Raw genomic sequence first — 26555 nt, 5'->3', positions numbered from 1 at the left:
GAACATATGGAAAATAAAATAAAGGTTTGTTTTTTTGATATCGACGGAACAATTTATGAGCATCGGCTGCATGATTTTCCGCATTCAACGCAAAGTGCTTTATACCGGTTGAAAGAAAATGGGTATCGAATTGTGATTGCCACCAGCCGCTGCCGGCAGGAGATGCAGCATACACCTTCATTTTTCAGAAGCTTTCCATGGGATGCCGTTATTTATGACGGCGGTGCAGTCATGGAAATCAATCATAAGGTGGTCATGGAGAAGACCATTGATGCTTCAGATATGGAAAAAATCATTAAGGTATGCAATGAGAAACAGCTGTATATGCGTTATGCGAATTATGCGGTGGATCATTTCAACCGTCCTTTTCCAACTGAATTAAGCGATATTTATTTTCAGCTCTATCTGATGGTGCCGACGGTAAAGCCTTATGATGGCGAAGGTGTGACCAATATGCTGCTTTATGCTGATGATGAGACGATGAACCAGCTGAAAAGGACTTTAAATGCAAGTAATATTGTTGATCATCAGGCACTTTATGAGATAACGGCAAAGGATGTCAATAAAGCCACCGCAATTGAGGAAATTATTAAACGCTGGGGATATTCAATGCATGAGGTGATCGCTTTTGGCGATGGCTATAATGATGTGGAAATGCTGAAGCGTTCAGGCATCGGTGTAGCGATGGGCAATGGCTGTGAGGAAGCGAAGGCGGCGGCTGATTATGTAGCGGATGAAATTGGTAGGGACGGTTTATATAAAGCATGCCGTCATTTTGGATTGATCAAGGAGGATCTGATATGATTATTGAAAATGAAAAGGTTCGGTTAGAGGTTGTTGAGCATGGCGGTGAGATTCAGAGCTTTTATGATCTGACTCATCAGCTTGAGTATATGTGGCAGGGAGATGCCGCTTTTTGGAGCGGTAAGAATCCATCGCTGTTTCCTATGGTATCTAATACATGGACAAAAGATTATGAATGGCAGGGTCAGCGTTATGCGATGAAAAATCACGGTCTTGTGCGTTATGCGGATTTAAAGTGTGTGAAGCATACAGCAGATGAGATTGTGATGGAACTGCATGAAAATGAGGATACCTTAAAGCAGTATCCATTTCGTTTCACATTTCAGATTCATTATCGTTTAAACGGCAAGCGTCTGGATGTGGTTTATCATATCACAAATGATTCAAAGGATGTGATGCCTTTCAGCTTCGGTCTGCATCCAGGATTTAACTGTCCGCTGCTGCCAGGTGAAAAATTCAGCGATTACAAGCTTGTTTTCCCGCAGGATGAACAGCCTAAGCAGCTGGCGTTTCATGGCCGGCATGAGATTATCGACCGCAGCTTTAAAGAAATAGCCTTAAATTATGAATTGTTTGAGGAGTATGCGACTTTGGTTTATAAGGATATCAAGAGTCCTTATGTAGAACTGGTGGGCCCTAAGCATAAAGTGCGTGTTGGCTGTTTGGGTTATCCTTTCTTGGCTTTCTGGACTGCTAAACGGGATGCGCCGTTTATCTGCATTGAACCATGGTATGGGCATGGCGATTTTGAAGAAGTGAATTGCAGCTTTGATCAGCGTGAGGGAACGATGAATCTCAAACCGCATGAGGGATTTACCACTTCTTATTTTATTGAACTTTTTTAAGCTGTTCAGGCAGCCTAAGTCTTGATATAATAAAAGAAAACAGGAGGAAGTATCATGAAATACTATATTGGCGTAGATCTTGGGGGTACCAATGTTCGTGTCGCACGGGTCAGCGAACAAGGTCAGATCGTAAAGGTAATCAAGGAAGCCACAGAAATTGAGCAGGGTGTTGAACATGTTTTGGATAAGATTATCCGCATGATTGAGGAAATCGGTGAGCTGGATACAATCAGCGGCATCGGCATGGGTGTGCCGGGACCGGTTGATACGGATAACGGTGTGATGATGCTGGCAACCAATCTGCCGGGCTTTGAAGGCTATCCGATGGCTGAGACAATCAGAAAGCACTTCAATATTCCGGTTTTTGCCGATAATGATGTGAATGTGGCATGTCTTGCCGAGAGCTTTCACGGTGCCGGCAAGGGCTATCCGCTTTGTTACTATGTGACGATTTCAACGGGTATCGGCGGTGCCTTCTCATTTAATAATCGTCTTGTATCCGGCAAGAATGGTTATGCCGGTGAGATTGCCAACATTATTATTGACCGCAATCGTGAAAAGGTAAATTATCTGAATGTCGGAGCTGTTGAGAATGAAGCCAGCGGTACGGCTATTACCCGCAAGGGAAAGGCGGTATTCGGCGATCATATCAAGCATGCGGGCATGGTCTTCGATATGGCGCGTGAAGGCGATGAAAAGGCTTTAAAGATTGTTGATGACATGGCTTATGATTTGGCGCAGATGTTTTCATCGATTGCGCATGTAGTTGATCCGCATATCTTTGTTGTCGGCGGCGGCTGCATGAAGTCTAAGGATGTATTCTGGGATAAAATGATTCAATATTATAAACCAATGGTGCATGTCGGCATGCAGGATGTAATTTTCGCGGAAGCCATGCTTGATGAACCGGGCTTGGTTGGCGCGGCGATGCTGCCGATGTCGTTTGGTAAATAGGAGTTTGACATGAAAAAATGTTTAGATAAGTACGCGGAATTAATTATCAAAAAGGGTGTCAATCTTCAGCCTGATCAGCCGCTGATTGTTAATGCGCCCGTCACTTCTTATGAGCTGGTGCGCCAGCTTTGCAAAAAAGCGTATGAGGCAGGTGCCTGTGAGGTTTATATTAACTGGAAGGATGATTTAATTAAGCGTTATGATTTAGAATATCAAAGTGAGGAACGCTTAAGCAAACCGCATTCATGGTATATCGATGCCCGTCTTGAACCAATCAAAGAGGGAGCGGCCGTAGCGAGTATCGCTTCACCGACGCCTAAATATCTGAAGGGTGTGGACAGCCAAAAGGTGAATCTTGCGAATGAGGTGTTGGATCGTGCGCTCAAACCTTTTTATGACGCGACGCGCAGCGATCAAAATGAGTGGTGTGTGTTTGCCGACAGTAATCCGGCCTGGGCTAAGGCAGTTTTCCCTGAACTGGATGAAAAGGAAGCGGAAGATAAGCTTTGGGATGCGATTCTTAAGGCTGTTTATATCGATGAGGAAAATGATGCGATGGCGGCTTGGGATGAACATGACCGCTTGCTGAGTGAGCGCTGTGATAAGCTGAATCAGAAGGCTTTTAAGGCACTGCATTTTAAAAATGAAAAAGGAACGAATCTTTATGTGGGACTGCCGGAAGGTCATATTTGGTCAGGCGGCGGTGAGAAGTCACAGAAGGGTGTTTTCTTTAATGCTAATATGCCGACTGAGGAAATCTTTACAGCACCGATGAAATGGCAGGTTAATGGTAAGGTAGTGGCTACTAAACCATTGGATCACAGCGGCAGTCTGATTGAAAATTTCTGGTTTGAATTTAAAGACGGCAAGGTCATCGATTTCTGCGCTGAAAAAGAAGCTGATGCTTTAAAACGGATCTTAGAAGCCGATGAAGGCAGCTGTTACCTTGGCGAAGTCGCTCTTGTTGAACATGAGTCACCGATCTCACAAAGCGGTATTCTGTTCTATAATACATTATTTGATGAAAATGCGTCATGTCATCTGGCACTGGGAGCGGCTTATCCGCTTTCGGTTGAGGGCGGCTGTGAGATGAGTCCTGAAAAGATGGCTGAGGTGGGCGTCAACGATTCAATCAAGCATGTGGATTTTATGTTTGGTGATGAAACGATGTGTATCCGCGGTCTTGATCAAGACGGCAATGAAACGCTGATTTTTGAGAATGGACGTTTTGTGCTGTAAAATTTAGACGGATATCATTTTCTAAGGATCACATATAAAATGCGTATCATCGAGTTTTACGGTTGACAAAAAGCGGCTTTGGTTGTTAAATAGATACATAAGCAATGATCCGGATATGAGATCCTTTGAGCTAATCAGAGAGGGAAGTGGTGGTGAAAACTTCCTGCGGCAGATTGATCTTACTCCCGGTGAGCTGTCCCTGAAAAGGTGTACCGTTTAATCTGCGTTAAAGAGTTGAGGCATGCAGCAATGTATGCGAAGCAAGGTGGTACCGCGACAGACTCTCGTCCTTCAGATGGAGTCTGTTTTTATTTTGTTAGGAGGTAAATAAAAATGATTGATATTAAACAAGATGAAAAATTAAGTGTATTGAATCATTCCTGCGCACACTTGATGGCTCAGGCAGTGAAGCATCTGTATCCACAGGCTAAATTCTGGGTAGGACCGGTTATTTCTGAGGGCTTCTATTATGATATTGATCTGGGTGATGAAGTCATCAAGGAAGAAGATCTGGCTAAGATTGAAAAGGAAATGAAAAAGCTGGTTAAAGATGGCAAGCGTATTGTCCGTGAAGAAATCAGCAAGGAAGAAGCCTTGGAGAAATTTAAAGATGATCCTTATAAGATTGAATTGATTAAGGATCTTGAGGATGGAACAATCAGCTGTTACCGTCAGGGTGATTTTACAGATTTGTGCCGCGGCCCGCATGTTGAGACTGTGAAGCAATTGAAGAACTTTAAGCTATTGAAGCATTCCGGCGCTTATTGGAAGGGCGATGCGAATAATAAGATGCTGCAGCGTATCTATGGTATCTGCTTTGAGACACCGGAAGCGCTGGAAGAGCATTTATATTTGCTTGAGGAAGCTAAAAAACGCGATCATAAGAAATTAGGCCGTGAGCTTGATTTATTTATGATGAGTGAATATGCACCGGGCGCGCCGTTCTTTCTGCCAAATGGCATGATTTTAAGAAATGAATTAGAGCGTTTCTGGTATGATGAGCATACTAAAGAGAATTATGAATTCATCAAGACACCGATCATGATGAGCAAGGAATTATGGGAAGTCAGCGGTCACTGGTTCAACTATAAGGAAAATATGTATACTTCAATGGTTGATGATCGTGAATTTGCGATTAAACCGATGAACTGTCCGGGTTCTATGCTGGTTTATAAGAACAGTCTGCATTCCTATAAGGATCTGCCTTTACGCATGGGTGAGCTTGGTCAGGTACACCGCCATGAAGCGAGCGGTGCCTTGAACGGTTTATTCCGTGTGCGTACATTTACTCAGGATGATGCCCATATCTTTATGCGTCCGGATCAGATTGAGAGCGAGGTTATCAGCTTAATCAATTTCATCGACCGTGTGTATAAGATTTTTAATCTGACTTACAGCATTGAATTATCAACACGGCCGGAAGAGAAGTATATCGGTGATATTGAAATTTGGAATAAGAGTGAAGATGCACTGGCTAAAGCTTGTGAGCATGCCGGCAAGACTTATAAGATCAATCCGGGAGACGGTGCCTTCTACGGCCCTAAGCTGGACTTCCATATTAAGGATTCATTAGGCCGCGTATGGCAATGCGGTACGATTCAGCTGGATATGAATCTGCCTGAACGTTTTGATTTAACTTATATCGATGAGCATGGCGAAAAGGTTCGTCCGGTAATGTTGCATCGTGTTATCTTCGGTTCAATTGAACGCTTTATCGGTATTCTGATTGAACATTACGCAGGTAAATTCCCAATGTGGCTGGCACCGGTACAAGTAGAAGTTATTCCGGTTCATCATGAGCTGCATTATGATTATGCCAAGCAGATCAATGATCAGTTAAAGGCTTTAGGTTTCAGAAGCAAATTGGATGCAAGAAATGAAAAATTAGGGTATCGTATAAGAGAAGCACAGATGAAGAAGGTACCAGTACAGCTTGTGTTAGGTGATGGTGAGGCAGAAGCAGGCACTGTATCTATCCGCCGTCAAGGTGAAAAAGAAAGTCTGACTGTACCATTTGAAGAATTCATCCAATCATTGCGCTTAGAAATTGAGGAGAAAAGATGAAACTATTTAAAGGCTTATTAGTAGCGGCACTGTTGTTGACAGGCTGCGCGGCACCGGCTGGTAATGTTAATGAACCAAAGGGTGAGGAACCAAAGAATCCGGCCGCAGAACCGATTAAAGTATTAGCGCCTACGGGAGCACCGGCATTATCCGTGATGGAGCTGGCTGCAGATGGTGTGAATACGGTTGATTTTGTTACCGGCAGTGAGGCGTTAAGCGCTGAATTTGCCAAGAGTGATTCAGATTATGACATGATCTTGGCGCCGATTAATTTAGGCGCTAAGCTGATCAGTGCGGATAAGACTGACTATCGTCTTGAAGCGGTAATTACATGGGGTAATCTGTATCTGGTAGGTACAAGTGATACAGCTCTTGAAGAGGCTGGCAATTTCGCGGCTTTCGGTGAAGGCAGCGTGCCGGATATCGTATTTAAGAATGCAGTTGATGTGGCAGGCATTGTTCCTGAGATTACTTATTATTCAAGCGCTCAAGATGTTCAGGGAATCTTGCTGAGCGGCAAGGCGGAAAGCGGCCTGCTGGCGGAACCGGCAGTGACAGCTACGATTGCGAAGGCAAAGGAGCAGGGCATTGAATTGAAGGTGATTCTGGATCTGCAGAGCGCTTATCAGGAAAAGATGTCCACAGCATCTTCAGGCTTCCCGCAGGCGGCCATCTTTGTAAAGCAGGGCAGTGAGGAAAAGGTCAGCGCTGCATTGGCGCAGATTGAAAGCTTTGTAAGCGCGGCTGCCAGTGATTCTTCCAAGGTCAGCAGCTTAGTCGATCAGCTGACACCAGAGGTTTTAGGTGTGCCTAGCAGTAAAATTGCGGCGGCTACTTGGGCGAAGCAGAATATCCGCTATACGCCTGCGAGCTTATGCGAGGCTGATATTACGACGATGCTGAAGCTGTTTGGTATTGATTATACAAGTGAAATGTTAAGTAAATAATTCCATTCGATTGAAGGGAGTGAAGGTGATGAAGAAAAAAGGCGCAGCCGTAATTATTGTGCTTTTGCTTTTGTGGATCGTGCTGGCGGCACGAATCAACAATGAATTCATGCTTCCGCTCCCTTTTGATGTTTTTAAACAGATGCTTTTCCAGCTCACTTCACCGGCATTTTATCAGGCAATAGTGATGAGCCTTTACCGTTCGTTAAGCGGTTTGGTGATCGCTTATAGCTGTGCCTTGCTGCTGGGTTTATTATGCGGCTATTATCGCTGGCTGGCGGAGCTGTTTGCCCCGATTTATCTGATTTTGAAAAGTATACCTAATATCTCATATATTTTAATTGCCCTGATCTGGACCAATAATGAAACTGCTGTGCGGCTGATTTGTTTTATGATTTTGTTTCCGATGATTTATGCCAATGTACTCAGCGGAATCAAAAGTATTGATCAGGATCTCCTTGATGTTGCGAGAGTCTATCCTGAGTCGATGCCGAATATTTTGTTTCGGGTCTATCTGCCGCTGATTCTGCCTTATCTTAAAGCGGCATTATCCACCGGGGCAGGGCTGGCTTTTAAGGTGGGTGTCATGGCGGAAATTATCGGTTCGGTATCACCGGGAATTGGCCGTCAGCTGCAGATCTGCCGGATCAATATGGACATGTCAGGCTTGTTTGCCTGGACGCTGTGGATTATCTTATTGTTGGCATTTACTGAGTTTATTTCAAAAAAAATCATGAAATATCTGGAAAAAAGGGAAATTTAAGTTGTGAAATTATTGCTTATATGACGCATCGGGTTAACTCGATGTTTTTTTATTTGATACATGAAAAGTACGGAAACATTCAGCTTATCTTAAATTGATAATATATTAACAAAAATGTTCTAGCTGTTTAATTTGACCATTTTTTAACTTGTGAAATTATTAATTTTTGTGAAAATATACACGAGGTAAATGTTTTAAATGAAGCGTTTACATGGTATTATTATAGAGTAAATAGAACTACCTTATTTACTTCATGAGATAAAGAAAGAGGTGCATGAAATGGAAAAACTGAATGCTCAGTCACTGGCTGTGATTGATGCAATTGTTGAACGTCACAAGGATAAGCTAGGTCCTGTGAAGCTGATGCTTCATGATGTTCAGCACGATTTGGGATACATTCCTTTTGAGGCTATGGTGAAGATCGCTGATGCGTGTCACGAACCGGTTGCGAAGGTGTATGGTGTGGTTACATTCTATACCCAGTTTACCACTGAGCCAAAGGGAAAACATGTGATCAATGTCTGCATGGGTACGGCTTGTTATGTAAAGGGCGCCCAGAAGCTGCTGGAGACGATTTGTGATATCTGCGGCTGTAAGGTAAACGGAACAAGTGAAGATGGTTTCTTCTCAATCGATGCTACCCGCTGTCTGGGAGCCTGCGGTTTGGCACCGGTTGCGACGATTGATGGTAAGGTGCATGGTAATTTAGCTGATCCAACGGAAATTAAAGTTATTTTACGTGATATGATCGAAACTGAACGGGGGTAAGCCTATGAAGCTGAAACAGCTGCTGCAGCTGATAGACGGGACAGCTTTAACACCTTATGATGAAAATCAGGAATTTAATTATGTATTTGCCAGTGATCTGATGAGCGATGTCTTAGCCTTAGTGCAGAAGGACAGCGATCAAACGGTTTTGGTTACGGGGTTATGTAATGCTCAAAGTCTGCGTACGGCGGATATGCTTGATATTGGAACCGTGCTTTATGTCCGTGATAAACACGTGAGTGATGAGGATCTTCAGCTTGCTGAAAGCATGGGACTGACACTTCTGGCAACGCGCTGCACAATGTATGAAACCTGCGGTCTGCTTTATGGACACGGCTTGAAGCCAGTGGAGAAAGCATGAGTCTGTTTCATCAGGATTATCAGGTGCAGCGTGAGGATTATGCCAATGCCGGCCGTGTGTCAAGCAGTATCAAGAGTGTGCTGAAACAGATGGGATTGAATCCGAATGTGCTGAGAAATATTGCGGTTGCCTGTTATGAGGCAGAGATCAATATGATCATCCATTCTGAAGGCGGAGAAATAGAACTTAATATTGCTGAGGATGGTTTGCTGAGCATTCATTTTAATGATCACGGGCCAGGCATCAGCGATCTTGAGAAAGCAATGTCGCCGGGCTGGTCGACGGCCAGTGAAAAGGCGCGGGAGTTTGGCTTTGGTGCAGGTATGGGGCTGCCGAATATCAAGCGGGTGAGTGATGAGTTTGAAATTGAAACTTCACCGCAGGGTACACGGCTTATGATTGGATTTAGGATTCAGCCATGAGTGTAATTTCCTATACTTTGCATAAATGTACCAAATGCATGCATTGCCTTCGTATCTGCCCTACGGAAGCCATCACGATTCAGAATGAACGAGCAATTATATCTCCCAAGAAGTGCATTAACTGCGGTCAGTGCATGGATGCGTGTACAAATTTGGGGTTACAGGCTAAGGGCTCTACGATTATCGATAAGGATAATTATGAAAAGAGCGTATTGTTAGTGCCAACCTCAATTTATTCAGACTGCAGCTCATTAGAAGAAGTTGAAACACTGAATGCCGCATTAGATCAATTGGGATTTGATGAAGTTTTGTCACTGGGCGAATATGAGGCAGCGGTTTATGCTGCGACCAGTGATTATATGAAGTATAATGATTCAAGATTATTGATTTCTTCTTTCTGTCCGGTGATTAACCGGCTGATTGAATTGAAATATCCAATGCTTTTAAGTAATATTCTGCCTTTTGATTATCCGGCTGAAATCGCGGCAAGAGCGGTGCGGGCGGCGGCAGATGATCCGAATAAGCTAGGGATATTCCTATTCTGTGAATGTCCGTCAAAGCTTACGCTGGCCAAGTATCCATATGGGAAGCAGTCAGCGATTGATCATGCGCTGTCCATCGTTGATTTGTTTCCGCAGATCAATCATGTGCGCAATGAAACACGCAAGCCGATGGTGCTGTATGAGGAAGCGATTAAATCAGTGGTCAGCGGTCTGAATATGCAGGTGAATAATCAGATGCTGGCGGTAGATGGCTTGGATAAGATTAAAAAGGTATTGGAGCTGGCGGAGTTTGGTTTGCTGAAAGAGGTCAAATATCTGTCATTGTCGGCGTGCAGCAATGGCTGTATCGGCGGCAAGTTTATATGGGGTAATCCGTTTAACGGCAAGGTGAATATGACAAGATTGCTGCAGGAAGCCGAGCCGATGCTGAAAAAATTTAAGATTGCAGATCTGTATGGTGAAGAAACCAACAGCAATATTGAATCGATGCCGAATATTTTTGCCCAGCTGGCAAAATTCAAATCGGTAAATGAACAGCTTGAGGTTCTGCCGGGCTTTGACTGCGGCGCGTGCGGTTTTCCTTCATGCCGAACAATGGCTGAAGAAATCGTTGACGGCAGGAAAACGCTGCATGACTGCAAAATCTTGGGAAAGCGGGATGATGTATGAAAGTAAAGGAAGTACTTGCTGAAACAAACTGGCCGATAACGGCCAGTGAGGAAGCGCTTGAAAAAGAAATAAGCGGTGTGTTCTGCGGTGATCTGCTGAGCTGGGTCATGGGTAACTGTGAACCGGGGCAGGCTTGGATTACCGTACAGACGCATCTGAATATTGTAGCTGTCGCGGCTTTAAAAGAAATCAGCTGTCTGATTATTGTTCAGGGAGCCGAAGTGCCGCAGGCCACGCTTGATAAGGTGCTGGAAGAGAATATCGCTTTGTTTCAAGTGCCGAAGAGTGCCTATGATGTGTGCTGTGAGTGCTTTAAGCTGGGCATATAGTTATGTTTTATGATCTGCATATTCATTCCGGTTTGTCACCCTGTGCCAATGATGATATGAGTCCGAATAATATTGCCGGTATGGCAATGCTGAAAGGATTACAGCTGATTGCTGTTACTGATCACAATTCGCTGAAACAGCAGCGGGTTATGGCGGCAGCCGCAAAGCAGTATGGTTTATCCTATGTATACGGTGTAGAGGTGCAGACGCTGGAAGAAGTGCATATACTTGCTTATTTTAAGCAGCTGAATGATGCAGAGCAGTTCCAAAGCTGGCTGGCTCAGCGTTTGCTGCCAATTAAAAATGATGTGCAGTATTTTGGTCATCAATATTTGTTTGATCTTGAGGATCAAGTGATCGGCAATGAAGAGGTGCTGCTACTTCAATCGGTAATGGCGGATATTGATGAGACGATGATGGCAATTCATGAGCATCATGGGCTGGCGGTGCTGGCACATGTGCTGGATCGTTCAAATTCAATTACCACGCAGCTGGGTTTCATTCCGGAAACGCTGCAGTTTGACGGTATTGAAATCAAACACCCAACTGATTATCAGCGGGTGATGGCAATGCATCCTTGGATCAGCAGTCAGGTTTTCTGGCTCTGCGACAGTGATGCGCATCAGCTGGTGGATATATCAGAGGCTGAGCATGCTGTTGATCTTGAAGTGCTGGAAGCTGTTTGGAGGAAATATTTATGATGCAGAATCTGTCAATGCATGTGCTGGATATCGCGGCTAATTCGGTAAGAGCAAAAGCTACGAAGGTATCGGTTGCGGTAGTGGACAGTGAGCTGCGCAATCAGATTAAGATTACCGTCAGCGATAATGGCTGTGGTATGAATGAGGAAATGTGCCGGAAGGTACAAGATCCGTTCTTCACTTCCCGAACGACGAGAAAGATCGGTCTGGGGGTTCCTTTCTTTAAGGAATTGAGTGAGCAGTGCGGCGGTGAGTTTAGTTTAAAATCAAAGGAAGGGGCAGGAACTGAGATTTCTGCCAGTATGCAGCGGGATCATTGGGATACGCCGCCGATGGGTGATATCGGTGATGCGGTAATGATCGCGGCGACAACTGATTGCAGTGTCCATTTTATTTTTACTTATCAAAACGACGCGGGATGCTTTGTTTTTGATACTGATGAAATTAAGGCGATTCTTGGTGATGAGGTGAGTATCGCGGATGCTGAAATCATGCTTTGGTGTAAGGATTATATTAATCAGGGAATTGCAATGTGCGGAAAAAAAGAGGAGGATTTATGAAATCATTAGCAGATTTACAAAAGCTGCGTGAACAGGCTAAAAAACGTCTTGATTTACGTGAAGGCGAAGCGGAGTACCGCGTCGTTGTGGGAATGGCTACCTGCGGCATTGCGGCAGGGGCAAGACCTGTGCTGAATGCGCTTGTAGAAGAAGCTGCGAATAAGAATTATAACTGCGTGGTTACACAGACCGGCTGTATCGGTATGTGCACACTGGAACCGATCGTTGAAGTATTTGATAAGAATGGTTCAAAAACCACCTATGTATTAATGACGCCTGAAAAGGCCGTAGAAATGCTGGAAAGTCATATTAAAAATGGCGTCGTGCTTGAAAAATATACGGTTGGCACGGAAAAGGCATAAGGAGGAAGCGCATGGAACGAATTAATGTACTGATTTGTGCTGGTACTGGCTGTACTTCCAGCAATTCACCGGCAATTGAAGCTGAGTTTGAACGCTGGATCGCTCAGTTTGGTCTTGAAAAAGAAGTTAAAATCGTAAAAACAGGCTGCTTTGGTTTATGTCAGAAAGGGCCGATCGTAGCGATTCATCCTGACCGTGTTTTCTATTGTCAGGTAAAGCCTGAGGATGTTCATGAAATTGTCAGTGAGCATTTGTATAAGGGCCGCCGTGTTGAACGTTTGGAAATGCACGATATTGATGAAGAAACAAAGGATAAGATTTTCAATATTGATAAGATCCGTTTTTACGCGAAGCAGCAGCGTATCGCTCTGCGTAACTGCGGGGTAATCAATCCTGAGGATATAATGGAATATATTGCCCGTGACGGTTATATGGCATTGGGCAAGGTGCTGACGGAAATGACTCCTCAGCAGGTTGTTGATGAAATCATGGCCAGCGGCTTGCGCGGACGCGGCGGCGGCGGTTTCCCAACCGGCCGTAAATGGCAGTTTGCACTGAATGAGAAAAATGATGAAAAATATGTAATCTGTAATGCTGATGAGGGTGACCCGGGTGCGTTTATGGATCGTTCAATCTTGGAAGGTGATCCGCATGCAGTGCTTGAAGCTATGGCGATTGCTGGTTATGCAATTGGATCACATCATGGTTATATTTATATCCGTGCTGAATATCCAATTGCGGTTGACCGTTTAAAGATTGCTATCCGACAGGCTGAAGAAAATGGTCTGCTTGGCAAGAATATTTTGGGAACTGGTTTTGATTTCACATTGGAGATCCGTCTGGGTGCCGGTGCCTTTGTCTGCGGTGAAGAAACAGCTTTAATTGCTTCAATCGAAGGCAAGCGCGGTATGCCGACACCGAAGCCGCCATTCCCTGCGGTAAAGGGTGTTTGGGGCAAACCGACAATTATTAATAATGTTGAGACATTTGCCAATGTGGCACAGATCATCAACAAAGGAGCTGCCTGGTTTAAATCAATCGGTACTGAAAAGTCAAGCGGTACCAAGGTATTCGCATTGGGCGGCAAGGTTGTCAATACCGGTCTTGTAGAAGTTCCAATGGGTACAACACTGCGCGAGGTAATTTATGAAATCGGCGGCGGCTGTCCAAACAATAAACGCTTTAAAGCGGTTCAGACCGGCGGCCCAAGCGGCGGCTGTCTGACAGAAGCGGATCTTGATTCACCAATCGATTTCGATACACTGATTGCGAAGGGCTCAATGATGGGTTCCGGCGGTATGATCGTTATGGATGAGGATAACTGTATGGTTGATATTGCCCGTTTCTATATGGATTTCATCGTTGATGAATCATGCGGCAAATGTACGCCATGCCGTGTTGGTACGAAACGTCTGCTTGAATTGCTGACGGATATCTGTGAAGGCCGCGGTACTCTTGAAACAATTGATGAGCTTGAACGCTTAAGCTATTCAATCAAGGATACAGCTTTATGCGGTTTAGGTCAGACGGCACCAAATCCTGTGCTTTCAACACTGCGTTTCTTTAAGGATGAATATATTGCTCATGTCGTTGATAAGAAGTGTCCGGCTAAGGTCTGCAAGGCATTGCTGGAATATACGATTGATCCTGATACTTGCCGTAAATGTTCACTATGTGCCAAGGGTTGTCCGGTTGGCGCGATTACTGGTGTGCCTGGCAAAGAGCCATATAAAATTGATACTGAAAAATGCATCAAGTGCGGTGCCTGCATGAATGCCTGTCACTTTAATGCGATTTCATTAGGATAGGAGGTACATCATGGTAAAATTAACAATTAATAATCGTGAAGTTGAAGCACCTGAGGGTTCTACGATTCTTGAAGCTGCCCGTTTAAACGGTATTCAGATTCCTACTTTATGTTTTTTAAAGGATTTGACAGGTACTGGCGCATGCCGTGTCTGCAACGTTGAAGTAAAAGGGGCTCGTTCTTTATGTGCAGCCTGTGTTTACCCAATCAATGAGGGTATGGTAGTTTATACAAATTCTAAGAAGGCTTTGGATGCCCGCCGTACAGTTGTAGAATTGATTGTTTCTAATCATTCAAAGAACTGTCTGCAGTGTATCCGCAATAACAATTGTGAATTGCAGCGTCTTGCTCAGCAGGTAGGCATCCGTGAGGAAGCTTTCAAGGGCGAGCATACAGCACCGCATTTTGATGAAGTATCACCAGGAGTTGTCCGTGATACAAGTAAATGTGTGCTTTGCGGCCGCTGTGTTGCTGCGTGTGAGAAGATTCAGGGCTTGGGCTGTCTGAATTATATTAACCGCGGTTTCAAAACAACGGTAGGGCCAGTGTTTAATAAATCATTGGCTGAAGTAAACTGCATGCAGTGCGGCCAGTGCATTAATGTATGTCCAGTAGGCGCTTTGCATGAAAAGGAAGAAATCCATGAAGTTATCGATGCGTTGAATGATCCAACTAAACATGTCATCGTCCAGACAGCACCGGCAATCCGTGCAGGTTTAGGTGAAGAGTTTGGTTTGCCAATCGGTACGAAAGTAACCGGCCGCATGGTAACCGCATTAAAACTGTTAGGCTTTGACCGTGTTTATGATACTAATTACGCGGCTGACTTGACGATTATGGAAGAGGGCTATGAATTCCTGAATCGTGTTCAGCATGGCGGTGTTCTGCCGATGATTACTTCTTGTTCACCAGGCTGGATCAATTATGCAGAAAAGGAATATCCGGATCTGCTGAATCATTTATCAAGCTGTAAATCACCGCATATGATGTTTGGTGCTATCTTGAAATCGTATTACGCTCAGCAGAAGGGAATTGATCCAAAGGATATTTATGTTGTATCAATCATGCCTTGTGTTGCGAAAAAAGGTGAAAAAGGCCGCCGTGAAAATCTGACAAATGGTCTGCAGGATGTCGATGCTGTATTGACAACCAGAGAGCTGGGCCGTCTGATTAAAATGTACGGTATTGATTTTGTTGATCTGGTTGACAGTGAGTTTGACCAGGATATGTTTGGCGAATACAGCGGTGCCGGCGTTATTTTCGGTACCAGCGGCGGTGTTATGGAAGCTGCGCTTCGTACCGTTGCGGAAGTGCTTGCTAAACATGAGCTGAAAAATATTGATTATACGGCAGTCCGCGGTGTTGAGGGCTTGAAAGAAGCAACCTTAAACATTGCTGGCCTGGAAGTTAAGGTAGCGGTAGCTCACAGCATGTCAATTGCGAAACCATTGCTTGATGATATCAGAGCAGGAAAATCACCTTATCATTTCATTGAAATCATGGGCTGTCCTGGCGGCTGTATCAATGGCGGCGGTATGCCGATTGTCAGCGCTCAGATTCGCAACAGCGGTCTTAACTATAAACAGAAACGTTCTGAAGCACTCTATACTGAAGATTCTGAGTGCAAGGTGCGTAAGTCTCATGAAAATACGCAAATTCAGGAACTGTATAAGAATTTCTTAAAGGAACCTAACAGTGAACTTGCACATGAATTGCTGCATACGCATTATTCAAAGAAGGAAAGATTTCAATAATTAACATGAAGGCTCATCCCATCGGGTGGGCCTTTTAAATTAGTATGTGGAAGGGGATCTTAAAAGTTTGATTGTTTGATACAAAAATGGTATATAATGAATACAGAAGGTTAATCGTGCAGATAAGTAAGAATTGCTATCATTGCGTTATAAAGGTATTGATAAACACAAGGTATGTTGTGTTTGTTTCAAAGCATAGGGTCAAAAAGAAACTTTAAGAATTTGAAGATACTTATAATGGAAAGGGGACAAATGGGTATGAATATAAAAGCGATTTTTATTGATATTGATGGAACACTCTTGAATTCACGCTTTATGATTGATGAACTCACACGAAATACGCTGCTTGATTTTCAAAAGCATGGCGGCGTACTGGTACTTTGCTCCGCGCGGCCATACCAAGGCATGATACGGTATGGTAAAGAGTTAGAACTGGCCCGTTACCATGGCTACTATGCAGCATTTAACGGTGGTGAAATCATTGATGCAAACAGTGAAAAAACAATTTATAATTGTTCAATGGCTAAGGAAGATTTACAGGCAGTTTACGATATTACCCGCTCACTTGAACAAGCAGCGCAAAAGAGTGAGCTTGCGGCTTTGATTAATAAATATTCCAATTCAGTTCAACTTACAATTGACTTGATGCAGCAAATCCATGGAATTATTGATAAGACCAATTTAAATTTGATGACTTATCAAAAAGATAAGCTGCTTTGTATGCGTCAGGAAGTTTACGCAGTCGCAGAAATGCTTGTAAACGGATTAGGCATATCTATTTGTCAGGATTTTATAACTGATATTGATTTTGACCCTGTAAAGGTTTTAATTTCAGGTGATCCAAGCTTGATTTCTGCGGTATACCCTGAGATTCAAAAAAGTTTATGTCAGCAATGTGATGTGTTGGTATCCGACCCGTTTTTAATTGAAGTTACGGCAAAAGGTGTCAATAAAGGAAGGGCACTTAGTTCCTTGTGTTTACAGCTGGGTATCGATTTAAAGGACACGGCGGCATTTGGTGACAGTGCAAATGATATTCCTATGCTGAAAGAAGCTGGTTTTGGGGTGGCAATGGGAAATGCCAATGAAGAAGTAAAGCAGTCATCGAAGTTCATTACCTCCAGCAATGATGAATCCGGGATTGCGAAATTTCTGTTGAAGAATAAAGTCATATAGGATGCTTATGATAATGAGTATGCAAACAGAAAAAAACCTTCCAGGGGAAGAAGGTTTTTTCCTGCTTAAAGAGATAGAATTTTAATACGAAAAAGGGATTAAAGGGGAATGGTTTTTCGTATGCAAGTTTCCTTGCACGTTTACTATACCAAATGCAATCTGCGGAATTTGTCGAAAAATAGGTTTAAAATAAGAAGTTTAATTTTATCGCTTATGATCGCCGAATACTTCAATTCGTAAAGTAACAGCTTGCGAATTGTAAAATTAAAATACCTTTCAGAATTTCTATGTTCTTGAAAGGTATTTTTTCTATTTATTCAAAAAAGCCTGCAAAGACCCTACGAATAAAATTAATCTTAAATTTTTAACTGAAAAATTCTAAAATGAATTTTCTTACGTCAACATTACATTCATCTCTAAACTCTAAAAACTCACGCATACTCATACTGCAAAAGTATTCTCCGCTGAATAATACTAGATAATTTAGAAATTCTTGTTTATAGTTTTTAAGAATTACTGGTAAACATTTACCAATGTATTTTTGTCCATCTTCTGTATTTAAGTATAACTGATAAAACAGATACCCTAATAACACACATACTAAATGGAATGAGATAACATTTAACTTTGTACTCTTGAAATCTTCAAGTTTCCAGAAGTCTTTTAGTTGTCTGAAATCTTCTTCAATTTCTGTTCTAAGTTCATAAGTTCTAATAATATCACTTGCTGATTTACTCATATCAGTCGTAACAAACACTGCATAAGATTGAGTATCTTCAATCCACACAACACAAGAGTTCAAATCCATATCATATTCTGATTCATTGCCATTATATTTACTATTAACATGAGGAACATGGCAAATCATTTGACCTTTTCTAGTAGGGTGAGGTTGCCAATTGTCATATTCTTCTGCTAAAGCAACAGCCATATCATATTCTGCCATATGTTTACGTACTGGTATGTATGTATCTACTTTTCTAACTGTCTTTAAGTAGTTCATCATTTCTCGTGAAGTGAATCCCCTATCCATTAATAGGATGTCACCTTCATGGAAACATGGAGTAGTCTTTAACATTTCTTCACTTAACTTAAAATCGTGAATATTAACTGTACCAAAACGAACATCTTCAATTAAACCATTATCGTTATAGACACCTCTTAGAGATGCTAGTTTATAACCTCTCATAGAATTACCTAATCTATCATAACCAAAGGTTGAACCTTCATAGTTTTCATTATCATAGTTAACTGCTATCTTGGTGCAATCTAATATATGAATATTAGTTTCAATATCCATGGTATTGAAGATATGCTTTTGTACTACATTGTTATAGTAATTGAATATATCCTCAGATTTATATTTACCTAATAAATGTCTGATAGTTCCTTCATTAAACCAACCATCTGACTTATCTGTATTCATTGCATTATAACCTAATTCAGCTAATGTTCTGTAATCTTGAATAGCATAAGGGATATCCGTTAAGCTAGTTCTGACTTTCATTTTTGAAGCAATAGCTAAAGCCATAATAAACCTTAAAGGAATCGTAGAATTAGTATTTCTCTTATCTAAAAAGCCTTTGTCTAAGCTATCCAAGACACCTTCATGACACATAGAAAGTATAATATCATCAATCAAATTACTGTTGCTTGCCATAATACCGTCTAACACTTTATTTTTAACTTGTTCCATGACTTTGTTTTTATCTTGTTTACAAATTCTAAGCATATGTGCCCACCTCCTAAATAAAAAAACGGAACGTAACACATATTCATGACAAAAATTAATTGTCAGAAATATGTATTAACGTTCCTCCTTCTATTTAGTGTAATGAAATGAGTTCATATGTCTCATTTTAAAGTGTAGACAATTTAGTATCTATTAATATTTTTTCGGATATATTACTATATCCTCATCTACATTATAGAACAGGTAACGATTATAATCAATAATCAAGTGCTATTTTCACGAATAAATTGAGTATAAATTATTCATCTTCTTTCGTGTCTAAGTTTTCCAGAGCATATTCAACACATAAAACGACTAACTTATTCAAAGATATATTTTTAGAATCTGCTACTTTTTCCATTTCTTCTACCAGCTTCTTGTTTAACCTAAAAGTCTTATTTATATATTCTTCTTTTTCAATTTTAAAAGCCATAGCCATCACTCCTTTATACGCTAATCATATTGCAAGTATTGACCGTTTTATACACTTTAAAAACCGTGTAAAATACACTTGATTAAATAAGTGCTATAAAGTAGAATATAGCTGTAATAGAAAAGGGAGAAATATCTATGGAAAAAGAAAACAATGACAATGGAATGTTGCTATTGGCTACAATAGTAAAGAAAATGGCAATCGTAATTTTTATATTAGGTGTTATAGGTTCTTACTTTTTAGGTGAATCTATGGGTGAAATGAAGTACATTTTTGATACTTATGCTAGAAGGGTAAGTTATGATTTTAATTCATTTGCAACAGGTTTAATAATGACAACTATTACATCATTGTTAGTTTATGTGCTTGGAGAGATATTAGAAAGAACAGTTTTATGTGATGCTAATTTACGCACACTATACAAAGAGTTGAATGAAATTAAAGATACACAAAAACGATCAATTGACAATGAGGGCAACTATAAATGAAAAAATATAAGAAAATTATATTAATCATTTTAGCAGTCATTTTAATTGGTTTAGGTGGCGTAGGAATATATATTGCAAAAAATGCGAATGATTTAAAAAATGATATTATTTATAACATTGAGAGTAGAAATTTAAGTAAAGCATATCAACAAGTAAAAGAATCAAATGAATATATTTTAACCTTTATTGAAAATGACATTATGGATTCTTTTGATAAAGCAGTAATAGAAGATTTTATTGATATAGATATGAAAAAATTACCTTGGTATTTAGAAGAAGTTTATCCTAACTTTTTCTCTTTAGTAAGTGGTTATCGTTCATTAGGCAAAGAGTTGGGAATGGAAAAAGATGAATACTATATTCTTATAACACGGTTAGATAAATGGAAAGAATCATATTATAGAAATAGAATTACTCTTCTTTATCAGAAAAGTCCATCAAGTGATAAGATAAGTAATTATATCGAAAACATATTATCATCCTTAAAAATAAGGGATTTTCAATCAGCACATGCTCAACTAGAACAATTTTTAAAAGAATTTCATAAAGTAGAAAAAGAAATTTGTGACAAACATCCAAATTATGCAGGTATAGATAGTATAATAGAGTCAGTACGTGATACTTATAATAGCTATTCTGATTACTATAATGCTATTATTTATAATGATGTGAATGCTTTTGAAGAAGCAAAAAGTAGGTTAATGGATAGCACCAACGAACTGATAAAATATACAGAAGATTCAATAGATTGTTTAACTGAATGGAGTAATATATTTGGTTTCCTTAATTAATAGAGAAGAATTATGACTAAAGATAAAATCAATATCAAATTAACTGAATTAATGGTTGAACAGAAATTAAGTAAATCTGATTTATGTCTATTAACCAACATTAGTATAAGTACAATAAATAACTACTGTAATAACACAGTAAAATTATTAGATGTTCATGTATTGGAATAGGTTGACAAATATAACAATATGGCATATACTAATAGTGAAGTTAGAAATAGCTTCCGTGTGGAGACACGTTAAAACCGTACTGACTATGGAGCAGGAAAATTCCATAACTATTAGATATTCTTTGGGATATCGGGCTTGGCATCTAAGAAATAGATGTAGTCTTTACTAAGGACTTAAAATATAGTAACTGTATTTAGATATTCTATGGGATATCGGGGCTGACGGTCAGCAGAAAACACTCGTCTTATATATTGCATACGGATAGTTTATGTCTATCCGTTTTTTTTAGGAGATTTAGGAGAATTAATATGGGGAAAAATAATAATTATATAAATATTGTAAATGATATCGTACAAGGTGCAGATATCTATAAAAGATATTTAGTGGGAAAAACTTTTATGTATGTATTTGATAATAGATATATTGAAGTTATGTTCAAAAAATCTGGTTTTGCACATTTAACAGGAGTTGAAAGAACTATTTCTGCTGATGATTTTTATAAAGAAGCTATTCGTGGTACTTTAAGTGCATCTCAAATATATTTTTCATCAAGACATCCTAAAAAATTATGCTTAAAAAAGGTAGCACAATTACAGAACATATATAAAACAATATCAGTAGATAAAGGTAATGGATATATTTTGGAAAATATCGCCGCTGATAAAACTACATTTAAATTTGGTTTTACAGAATTAAACTTTACATTATGTTTTGGAGAAGACTATAATAATAGTGGAATCAAAAAAAGTGATTTTTATATAGCTCAATCATTAAGAGATGAGAATTGTTTTAATAGAAGTCAAAATGTATATGAAATTGATTTTATATTTGAAAAAGTTAATACTTGTAAAGTATATAGCAAATTAGTTTATAAAAATAAAAATGCTAAAGAATTAACAAAATCAATAATAAAGAAAATTGATAATCATTTAATTAAAGAACTTTCTGAATCTAATAAATTAATTCTTGATTAATTAAAAACTAGCTAATCGCTAGTTTTTTTGTGAACTTTAAGAGAATATATCTCATAGAGTTACTTTACGAATTGCAGCGCCGAATAAAATATTTATTGACGGGCATATTTAAAAATGATATGATTAATCAGTTATTGTTAATATAGGCTAGAGTACATTAGTTTGTACTCGAATCATTAGAAAGAAGGTACAAATGACAAATTTTAATGAATTAGGTTTAAGTAATGAAATTTTGAGAGCCGTCAGTGAGATGGGATTTGAAAATGCAACCGACATACAGGCACAGGCAATCCCATATATCTTACAAGGGAGAGATGTGTTAGGTCGTTCTAATACAGGTACAGGCAAAACAGCAGCCTTTGGATTACCAGCTATTGATAAGGTAGATCCAACAAATCGCAAGCCGCAAATTCTTATTCTAAGTCCTACCAGAGAATTGGATATTCAGATTGCGACTGAATTAAGAAAGTTTTCTAAATATAAAGAAGGTGTCAAAATCGTTCCGATTTATGGCGGTCAGCCAATTGACAGTCAGATTCAGCTGCTGAAGCGCGGCTGTGGTATTGTCGTAGGGACACCGGGCCGTGTGATGGATCATTTACGCCGCCGTACTTTAAAGCTTGATGAAATCAAGATGGTAATTCTTGATGAAGCAGATGAAATGCTGAATATGGGCTTTAAAGAGGATATTGAAGAAATTTTAAAGGGCATGCCAAAGGAACAATATCAGATGACTTTGTTCTCTGCAACAATGCCAAACAGTATTATGGAAATTACAAGACAGTTTCAGCAGGATCCGGTCAGTGTTGAAATCAAGAGTACACAGCGTACAATCGATACTGTGGAACAAAGCTATTATGAGTGTGGCCGCGGCAAGAAAACAAATGCGTTACGTATTCTGCTGAATGCTTTTGATCCAGAACTGACAATGATTTTCTGTAATACGAAAAAGATGGTGGATGAACTTGTCGATGAGTTAAATTCATATGATATTAAAGCCATTGGTCTGCATGGCGATATGAAGCAGCAGGCGCGTACTCGTGTCATGGATCAATTCCGTACTGGTAATTATCCGATTTTGATTGCTACTGATGTTGCTGCAAGAGGCATCGATGTTGATAATATTGATCTGGTAGTCAATTATGATATACCGCAGGATAATGAGTATTACATTCATCGTGTAGGCCGTACAGGCCGTGCCGGTAAAAAGGGTAAGGCGATTACATTGATTGCCGGCAAGCGTCAGCGTCAGTTCATTCGTGACATCATGCGTTATACGAAGACAGCCATCGCGCATCGTCAGCTGCCAAGCAGTGAAGAGTTGTTGGAAGAGAGCAAACGCGCATTTGTGGCTCAGGTCATGAGTGCATGCTCTGAGGATATCAATGAGGAAAGTATTGAAATAGCAAATGAAATTCTCGGTGAGGGAGTTGCTATTGAGAACGTATTAAGTGCTTTGATTTCAATGCTTTATAAGCCTGAGGTAATAGATGCCGGGGTTGTGGAAGAGGTTTTCAATAAGAAAAAGGAACGTAAGTTCAATGATGCTGACGCGACAACGCTGCATTTCAATATTGGCCGTAATCAAGGGGTTGCTGCTAATCATTTAGTATGCGCTATTGCTGAAGAGACAGGTCTGCCTTCATCGGTTATTGGTAAAATTGATCTGAAAGCTAAATATACCTTGGTTGATATCGCCAATGATTCAGTAGATAAGGTGCTTGAACATATGGCAAACTGCACGATCCGCGGATTTGAAGTAAATGTTAAGATCGACGGCGGTGCGCCAGTGCGCAAGACAGTTAAGAAAAATAATGAAGGCAGCTATAAGCCTAAAAAGATGAGCGAAGATTCATATAAGTCAAGAAAAACGACGGAACATGCCCGCCGCAATAGCTCAAAGAGCAAGAATGAAAAGCCGCGCCGCAAGACACGGTATGATGATTAAATAATCCTTGAACTGGTCATTAATTTGATCAGTTTTTTTTAAATTAAGAAGCGTGAGGGTTTCATCAGCAGTATAGAGATTAGGAATGAAGCAGCTTTATTTTGCCTGATTCATGGCCGTGTAATCATTAAAACTACCGTAAAACCTTGTTGCTTTGAAAAGCATAATGGGGTACAATTAAATTAATAATAGCGTAATTTTTGGGGTTTAATTAATTACTGTGGCAGTCATTCACAGCCGTTAAATTAAATGGAAGACGGGAGATTCAAACAATGAGAACGAAACGGGGATTTCAGCTATATACCGGCATGTGGCTGCTTGCCGTCCTGCTTTTGGCATTGATGCTTATAAGGACAGTTGGCGACGCTAGAATCATCAATTACAGTGGTCTTGTGCGCGGTGCAACACAGCGTTTGGTGAAGGAAGAAATGAATGACAAGCCGGATGATGAACTGATTGTGCAGCTTGACGGTATCATTTATGATCTTCAGACCGGTAAGGGTGACTTTGGGCTTACTAAAAATAATGATAAGGAATTTCAAAGACAGCTGTCTGAATTGAATGGGGTTTGGAGCAGTATTAAGGATGAGATATACGCTGTTCGTTCTGGCCGTTCAAAACTTGAATTGTATACATTAAGTCAGCAGCATTTTGAGATGGCAGACCGTCTCGTACTGCAGGCTGAACAAGATTCAAATCATAAGCTTGTAAATTTTATTTTAGTTTACTTTTTAATATTGCTTCTATCCATTGCTGTGTTTTTTATTGTGAATAAGCGGAATGAGAAAACATTAGAAACGGCGGTATCAACTGATAAACTGACAGGGCTTTTGAACCGCTCCGGATTTGAAGCAGCAGCTGAAAATTTGCTTCAGCAATCCAAAGGGAACTATATTGTGGCAGCTTTTGATATAGATAATTTTAAGATTATTAATGATTCCTTTGGCTATGTTCAAGGGGATCAGCTTCTGAGGGCTATCGCTTCAGCATTAAAACATTGGAAAAATGAAAATTATCTATGCGCGCGTCTTGATGCGGATGATTTCATCCTGCTGGGTGAAGCGAATGATACATTTGCTTCTGAGTTAATGGCTGTTCTAAAGCTTGCGGCAGAGGAACAGAGTTTTCTGAAACCTTTTGGAACAGTTGGAATTACATATGGCTGCTATCAGCTGCAAAATAATGATGAGCCGATTAAGACAATCATGGATAAGGCTAAGCTGGCTCATAAAGCTGCCAAGGCATCAGCTGATAAATCGCTTGTTTGGTATGATGAGCATTTGCTGGAAAAAATGATGCGGGAGCGTAAATTGCAGGAGCATCTGCAAAGCGCCCTTAGTAATGAGGAATTTCAGCTGTATTTCCAGCCTCGGGTTGAATTGTCCAATCTGCAGATTGTCGGTGCTGAAGCGTTGGTTCGATGGGAATTACCCGGCAGCGGAACTTTATATCCGGATTCATTCATTCCGATTTTTGAAGCAAATGGTTCTATTGCTGAATTAGATTTTTATATGCTTAAAAAGGTTTGCGGATATCTTCATGAGCGTATGTTACAGGGTGTAGAATTGTTCCCGATATCAGTTAATTTTTCTCGTGTCACGCTTTATCGTGAAGCGTTTTATGAGACTTTTCATGCGATTGTAGATGAATATGCTATTCCTCATGACTGCATTGAAATTGAAGTGACAGAAAGTGCCTTTAATGACATTGCAGATATTGTTCTTCAGATGCTGAATCAGCTTGATGAAGAGGGTTTTCCTATCGCGATGGATGATTTTGGCTCTGGTTATTCTAATATGAATTTATTAGGCAGCCTGCCGCTTCAGATTATTAAGCTGGATAAAGTTTTCTTACAGGAAGCAGATAGCAATGAGCGGGTAAAGGGGATTATCATTTGTGCAGTAGAATTGGCACATACGATGGGTGTTCAGATTGTGTGTGAGGGAGCAGAGACGCAGCAGCATGTTGATTTCCTGCGTGAAATTGGCTGTGATTTTGTGCAAGGCTATTATTTTACCAAGCCGATTCCTCAGCGCGCGTTTGATGAAAAATATCCGCATTTTGAACAGCGTAATCTTTTACCGCATCGCCATATGACCAAGAGTGATATTTCTATGGTGCCGAATTGGGAAAAACGCAGCAAGCGGATGTTTGAGGAGATTTTGGCTGAAACATATCCCGGCTTCTTGAGTCTTCGCAATGAAAAGCATCAGATTGTCTATCTGAATCAAAATTTCCGTAACTGGATTGCTAAGTATACGGATGTTGATCCATTGGGAAAAACGAATATAGATTTGGCGGCCATTGTTCCGGAGAATGTGGCGGATACATTTATGCAGTGTCATGACGGCAGTCTTGATCTGCAAAAGGATCAGGATAACATAACCGGTGTTAAGAAGCTGCTGGAATTTAAAGGGGCGGCGGGTACTGATGAACCATCTCAGTATTTTGATGCACTGAAATATTGGGTAACAATAGACGGTGCTAAATATATTTTTACAGTTGCCTATGATGTAACTGAGCTTTATCAGGAGGATATGGTTAATCTGCAGAATGCTTTGACGGACAGTTTGACAGGCGCGCAGAATCGCCGCTATCTGATAATGAATTCAGAGAAATTTTATGGGCATTATGCGGCAGCCTTTGATTTAGATCATTTTAAGGCAGTCAATGATCTTGAAGGGCATCTCATCGGAGACAAGGTTCTGCGCGATTTTGTTAATTTTATCAGGGAACAAGTACCTGGTGTTTTGGCGATGGTTCGTTTAGGCGGTGATGAATTTCTTGCGGTTTTCCAAAGCGGTGAGAGTGCGGAGGGTATTTTAGAATCGCTTAAGCAGGCACGAACACGGTATGAGTCACTTTATCATCAGCATGCGAAGCTTTCCTTCAGTATCGGCATCGGTCAGTTAAAAGCACCCATTGAAGCTTCATTAGGTGAATTGGATCAGCTGATGTATGAGGATAAACATCGCAATCGATAATTACGA

General features: G+C 40.5%; 26 protein-coding genes. 24 read left to right on the top strand and 2 right to left on the bottom strand.

Annotation, left to right across the window (positions count from 1 at the left end; genetic code table 11):
* Window positions 1-6: 6 nt before the first annotated feature.
* The 18 genes from DWZ33_RS14970 (at window position 7) to DWZ33_RS14885 (ending at window position 17028) form a co-directional block, all read left to right on the top strand.
* On the top strand, window positions 7-804 hold the full coding sequence (locus DWZ33_RS14970) for an HAD family hydrolase (RefSeq protein WP_118455635.1): 798 nt from the start codon (window positions 7-9) through the stop codon (window positions 802-804).
* Complete coding sequence (locus DWZ33_RS14965) at window positions 801-1649, top strand: aldose 1-epimerase family protein (protein WP_118455633.1); 849 nt, start codon at window positions 801-803, stop codon at window positions 1647-1649. The genes DWZ33_RS14970 and DWZ33_RS14965 overlap by 4 nt, the downstream gene beginning before the upstream one ends.
* A gap of 54 nt (window positions 1650-1703) precedes the next feature.
* Window positions 1704-2603 (top strand): ROK family protein, encoded by a 900-nt coding sequence (locus tag DWZ33_RS14960; RefSeq protein WP_029473633.1) that lies wholly within the window; start codon window positions 1704-1706, stop codon window positions 2601-2603.
* Between the two features lie 9 nt (window positions 2604-2612).
* Window positions 2613-3842: an aminopeptidase gene (locus DWZ33_RS14955; RefSeq protein ID WP_118455632.1), complete on the top strand. Its 1230-nt coding sequence runs from the start codon at window positions 2613-2615 to the stop codon at window positions 3840-3842.
* A 333-nt stretch (window positions 3843-4175) separates the two neighbouring features.
* Window positions 4176-5906 (top strand): threonine--tRNA ligase, encoded by a 1731-nt coding sequence (thrS, locus tag DWZ33_RS14950; protein ID WP_022938984.1) that lies wholly within the window; start codon window positions 4176-4178, stop codon window positions 5904-5906.
* Window positions 5903-6853 (top strand): hypothetical protein, encoded by a 951-nt coding sequence (locus tag DWZ33_RS14945; protein WP_118455630.1) that lies wholly within the window; start codon window positions 5903-5905, stop codon window positions 6851-6853. Before thrS ends, DWZ33_RS14945 begins: the two co-directional genes overlap by 4 nt.
* Window positions 6854-6881: 28 nt before the next feature.
* A complete protein-coding gene (locus tag DWZ33_RS14940; RefSeq protein WP_118455628.1) occupies window positions 6882-7616 on the top strand; it encodes an ABC transporter permease in 735 nt (244 codons plus the stop codon).
* A 279-nt stretch (window positions 7617-7895) separates the two neighbouring features.
* On the top strand, window positions 7896-8384 hold the full coding sequence (locus tag DWZ33_RS14935; protein WP_118455626.1) for an NADH-quinone oxidoreductase subunit NuoE family protein: 489 nt from the start codon (window positions 7896-7898) through the stop codon (window positions 8382-8384).
* Between the two features lie 4 nt (window positions 8385-8388).
* Complete coding sequence (locus DWZ33_RS14930) at window positions 8389-8745, top strand: hypothetical protein (protein ID WP_022938988.1); 357 nt, start codon at window positions 8389-8391, stop codon at window positions 8743-8745.
* The gene (locus DWZ33_RS14925) at window positions 8742-9167 is read left to right on the top strand and encodes an ATP-binding protein (protein WP_022938989.1); all 426 of its coding nucleotides are present in this window, start codon (window positions 8742-8744) and stop codon (window positions 9165-9167) included. The genes DWZ33_RS14930 and DWZ33_RS14925 overlap by 4 nt, the downstream gene beginning before the upstream one ends.
* On the top strand, window positions 9164-10339 hold the full coding sequence (locus tag DWZ33_RS14920) for a [Fe-Fe] hydrogenase large subunit C-terminal domain-containing protein (protein ID WP_022938990.1): 1176 nt from the start codon (window positions 9164-9166) through the stop codon (window positions 10337-10339). Before DWZ33_RS14925 ends, DWZ33_RS14920 begins: the two co-directional genes overlap by 4 nt.
* Entirely contained in the window at window positions 10336-10668 is a 333-nt protein-coding gene (locus DWZ33_RS14915; protein WP_029473625.1) for a hypothetical protein, read from the top strand. Before DWZ33_RS14920 ends, DWZ33_RS14915 begins: the two co-directional genes overlap by 4 nt.
* A gap of 2 nt (window positions 10669-10670) precedes the next feature.
* Window positions 10671-11369 (top strand): PHP domain-containing protein, encoded by a 699-nt coding sequence (locus tag DWZ33_RS14910; protein WP_118455624.1) that lies wholly within the window; start codon window positions 10671-10673, stop codon window positions 11367-11369.
* Window positions 11366-11929 (top strand): ATP-binding protein, encoded by a 564-nt coding sequence (locus tag DWZ33_RS14905; protein WP_022938993.1) that lies wholly within the window; start codon window positions 11366-11368, stop codon window positions 11927-11929. The genes DWZ33_RS14910 and DWZ33_RS14905 overlap by 4 nt, the downstream gene beginning before the upstream one ends.
* Window positions 11926-12291 carry a (2Fe-2S) ferredoxin domain-containing protein gene (locus tag DWZ33_RS14900; protein WP_022938994.1) on the top strand — a complete coding sequence of 122 codons (366 nt, stop codon included), beginning with the start codon at window positions 11926-11928 and terminating at the stop codon, window positions 12289-12291. Before DWZ33_RS14905 ends, DWZ33_RS14900 begins: the two co-directional genes overlap by 4 nt.
* 11 nt (window positions 12292-12302) lie before the next feature.
* Window positions 12303-14099 carry an NADH-quinone oxidoreductase subunit NuoF gene (locus DWZ33_RS14895; protein ID WP_022938995.1) on the top strand — a complete coding sequence of 599 codons (1797 nt, stop codon included), beginning with the start codon at window positions 12303-12305 and terminating at the stop codon, window positions 14097-14099.
* 10 nt (window positions 14100-14109) lie between these two features.
* Window positions 14110-15852, top strand: a complete 1743-nt coding sequence (locus DWZ33_RS14890; RefSeq protein WP_022938996.1) for an NADH-dependent [FeFe] hydrogenase, group A6 — start codon at window positions 14110-14112, stop codon at window positions 15850-15852.
* 237 nt (window positions 15853-16089) lie between these two features.
* Entirely contained in the window at window positions 16090-17028 is a 939-nt protein-coding gene (locus DWZ33_RS14885; protein WP_182425758.1) for a Cof-type HAD-IIB family hydrolase, read from the top strand.
* Between the two features lie 364 nt (window positions 17029-17392).
* Here the strand turns inward: DWZ33_RS14885 and DWZ33_RS14880 are convergent, their stop codons facing one another.
* Both DWZ33_RS14880 and DWZ33_RS18035 read right to left on the bottom strand, forming a co-directional pair.
* Window positions 17393-18760, bottom strand: a complete 1368-nt coding sequence (locus tag DWZ33_RS14880) for a transposase (protein ID WP_118455620.1) — start codon at window positions 18758-18760, stop codon at window positions 17393-17395.
* A gap of 259 nt (window positions 18761-19019) precedes the next feature.
* Window positions 19020-19193, bottom strand: a complete 174-nt coding sequence (locus tag DWZ33_RS18035; protein ID WP_022936307.1) for a hypothetical protein — start codon at window positions 19191-19193, stop codon at window positions 19020-19022.
* A gap of 137 nt (window positions 19194-19330) precedes the next feature.
* Here DWZ33_RS18035 and DWZ33_RS14875 point away from each other — a divergent pair, with 137 nt between their 5' ends.
* The 6 genes from DWZ33_RS14875 to DWZ33_RS14850 all read left to right on the top strand — a co-directional run bounded on the left by DWZ33_RS14875 (window position 19331) and on the right by DWZ33_RS14850 (window position 26549).
* Entirely contained in the window at window positions 19331-19681 is a 351-nt protein-coding gene (locus DWZ33_RS14875; RefSeq protein ID WP_118455618.1) for a hypothetical protein, read from the top strand.
* Window positions 19678-20472 (top strand): hypothetical protein, encoded by a 795-nt coding sequence (locus DWZ33_RS14870; protein WP_118455616.1) that lies wholly within the window; start codon window positions 19678-19680, stop codon window positions 20470-20472. The genes DWZ33_RS14875 and DWZ33_RS14870 overlap by 4 nt, the downstream gene beginning before the upstream one ends.
* Window positions 20473-20484: 12 nt before the next feature.
* Window positions 20485-20643, top strand: coding sequence for a helix-turn-helix domain-containing protein (locus DWZ33_RS18540; RefSeq protein WP_118455614.1), 159 nt, complete (start codon window positions 20485-20487; stop codon window positions 20641-20643).
* A 308-nt stretch (window positions 20644-20951) separates the two neighbouring features.
* Window positions 20952-21617 carry a PBECR4 domain-containing protein gene (locus DWZ33_RS14860; protein WP_118455612.1) on the top strand — a complete coding sequence of 222 codons (666 nt, stop codon included), beginning with the start codon at window positions 20952-20954 and terminating at the stop codon, window positions 21615-21617.
* 193 nt (window positions 21618-21810) lie between these two features.
* The gene (locus DWZ33_RS14855; RefSeq protein WP_022939011.1) at window positions 21811-23565 is read left to right on the top strand and encodes a DEAD/DEAH box helicase; all 1755 of its coding nucleotides are present in this window, start codon (window positions 21811-21813) and stop codon (window positions 23563-23565) included.
* Window positions 23566-23837: 272 nt separating this feature from the next.
* Window positions 23838-26549 (top strand): bifunctional diguanylate cyclase/phosphodiesterase, encoded by a 2712-nt coding sequence (locus DWZ33_RS14850; protein ID WP_118455610.1) that lies wholly within the window; start codon window positions 23838-23840, stop codon window positions 26547-26549.
* Window positions 26550-26555 lie beyond the last annotated feature (6 nt).

The sequence above is a fragment of the Dielma fastidiosa genome, from assembly GCF_003475485.1.
GTDB classification, from domain to species: Bacteria; Bacillota_I; Bacilli_A; order Erysipelotrichales; family Erysipelotrichaceae; genus Dielma; species Dielma fastidiosa.
This window is presented reverse-complemented; position numbering and strand designations above follow the sequence as displayed.

Excerpts from the sequence above, each read along its gene's own strand:
- DWZ33_RS14970 (WP_118455635.1), top strand. The coding sequence starts at position 7 with ATGGAAAATAAAATAAAGGTTTGTTTTTTTGATATCGACGGAACAATT.
- DWZ33_RS14965 (WP_118455633.1), top strand. The coding sequence starts at position 801 with ATGATTATTGAAAATGAAAAGGTTCGGTTAGAGGTTGTTGAGCATGGC.
- DWZ33_RS14960 (WP_029473633.1), top strand. The coding sequence starts at position 1,704 with ATGAAATACTATATTGGCGTAGATCTTGGGGGTACCAATGTTCGTGTC.
- DWZ33_RS14955 (WP_118455632.1), top strand. The coding sequence starts at position 2,613 with ATGAAAAAATGTTTAGATAAGTACGCGGAATTAATTATCAAAAAGGGT.
- thrS (WP_022938984.1), top strand. The coding sequence starts at position 4,176 with ATGATTGATATTAAACAAGATGAAAAATTAAGTGTATTGAATCATTCC.
- DWZ33_RS14945 (WP_118455630.1), top strand. The coding sequence starts at position 5,903 with ATGAAACTATTTAAAGGCTTATTAGTAGCGGCACTGTTGTTGACAGGC.
- DWZ33_RS14940 (WP_118455628.1), top strand. The coding sequence starts at position 6,882 with ATGAAGAAAAAAGGCGCAGCCGTAATTATTGTGCTTTTGCTTTTGTGG.
- DWZ33_RS14935 (WP_118455626.1), top strand. The coding sequence starts at position 7,896 with ATGGAAAAACTGAATGCTCAGTCACTGGCTGTGATTGATGCAATTGTT.
- DWZ33_RS14930 (WP_022938988.1), top strand. The coding sequence starts at position 8,389 with ATGAAGCTGAAACAGCTGCTGCAGCTGATAGACGGGACAGCTTTAACA.
- DWZ33_RS14925 (WP_022938989.1), top strand. The coding sequence starts at position 8,742 with ATGAGTCTGTTTCATCAGGATTATCAGGTGCAGCGTGAGGATTATGCC.
- DWZ33_RS14920 (WP_022938990.1), top strand. The coding sequence starts at position 9,164 with ATGAGTGTAATTTCCTATACTTTGCATAAATGTACCAAATGCATGCAT.
- DWZ33_RS14915 (WP_029473625.1), top strand. The coding sequence starts at position 10,336 with ATGAAAGTAAAGGAAGTACTTGCTGAAACAAACTGGCCGATAACGGCC.
- DWZ33_RS14910 (WP_118455624.1), top strand. The coding sequence starts at position 10,671 with ATGTTTTATGATCTGCATATTCATTCCGGTTTGTCACCCTGTGCCAAT.
- DWZ33_RS14905 (WP_022938993.1), top strand. The coding sequence starts at position 11,366 with ATGATGCAGAATCTGTCAATGCATGTGCTGGATATCGCGGCTAATTCG.
- DWZ33_RS14900 (WP_022938994.1), top strand. The coding sequence starts at position 11,926 with ATGAAATCATTAGCAGATTTACAAAAGCTGCGTGAACAGGCTAAAAAA.
- DWZ33_RS14895 (WP_022938995.1), top strand. The coding sequence starts at position 12,303 with ATGGAACGAATTAATGTACTGATTTGTGCTGGTACTGGCTGTACTTCC.
- DWZ33_RS14890 (WP_022938996.1), top strand. The coding sequence starts at position 14,110 with ATGGTAAAATTAACAATTAATAATCGTGAAGTTGAAGCACCTGAGGGT.
- DWZ33_RS14885 (WP_182425758.1), top strand. The coding sequence starts at position 16,090 with ATGGAAAGGGGACAAATGGGTATGAATATAAAAGCGATTTTTATTGAT.
- DWZ33_RS14880 (WP_118455620.1), bottom strand. The coding sequence starts at position 18,760 with ATGCTTAGAATTTGTAAACAAGATAAAAACAAAGTCATGGAACAAGTT.
- DWZ33_RS18035 (WP_022936307.1), bottom strand. The coding sequence starts at position 19,193 with ATGGCTTTTAAAATTGAAAAAGAAGAATATATAAATAAGACTTTTAGG.
- DWZ33_RS14875 (WP_118455618.1), top strand. The coding sequence starts at position 19,331 with ATGGAAAAAGAAAACAATGACAATGGAATGTTGCTATTGGCTACAATA.
- DWZ33_RS14870 (WP_118455616.1), top strand. The coding sequence starts at position 19,678 with ATGAAAAAATATAAGAAAATTATATTAATCATTTTAGCAGTCATTTTA.
- DWZ33_RS18540 (WP_118455614.1), top strand. The coding sequence starts at position 20,485 with ATGACTAAAGATAAAATCAATATCAAATTAACTGAATTAATGGTTGAA.
- DWZ33_RS14860 (WP_118455612.1), top strand. The coding sequence starts at position 20,952 with ATGGGGAAAAATAATAATTATATAAATATTGTAAATGATATCGTACAA.
- DWZ33_RS14855 (WP_022939011.1), top strand. The coding sequence starts at position 21,811 with ATGACAAATTTTAATGAATTAGGTTTAAGTAATGAAATTTTGAGAGCC.
- DWZ33_RS14850 (WP_118455610.1), top strand. The coding sequence starts at position 23,838 with ATGAGAACGAAACGGGGATTTCAGCTATATACCGGCATGTGGCTGCTT.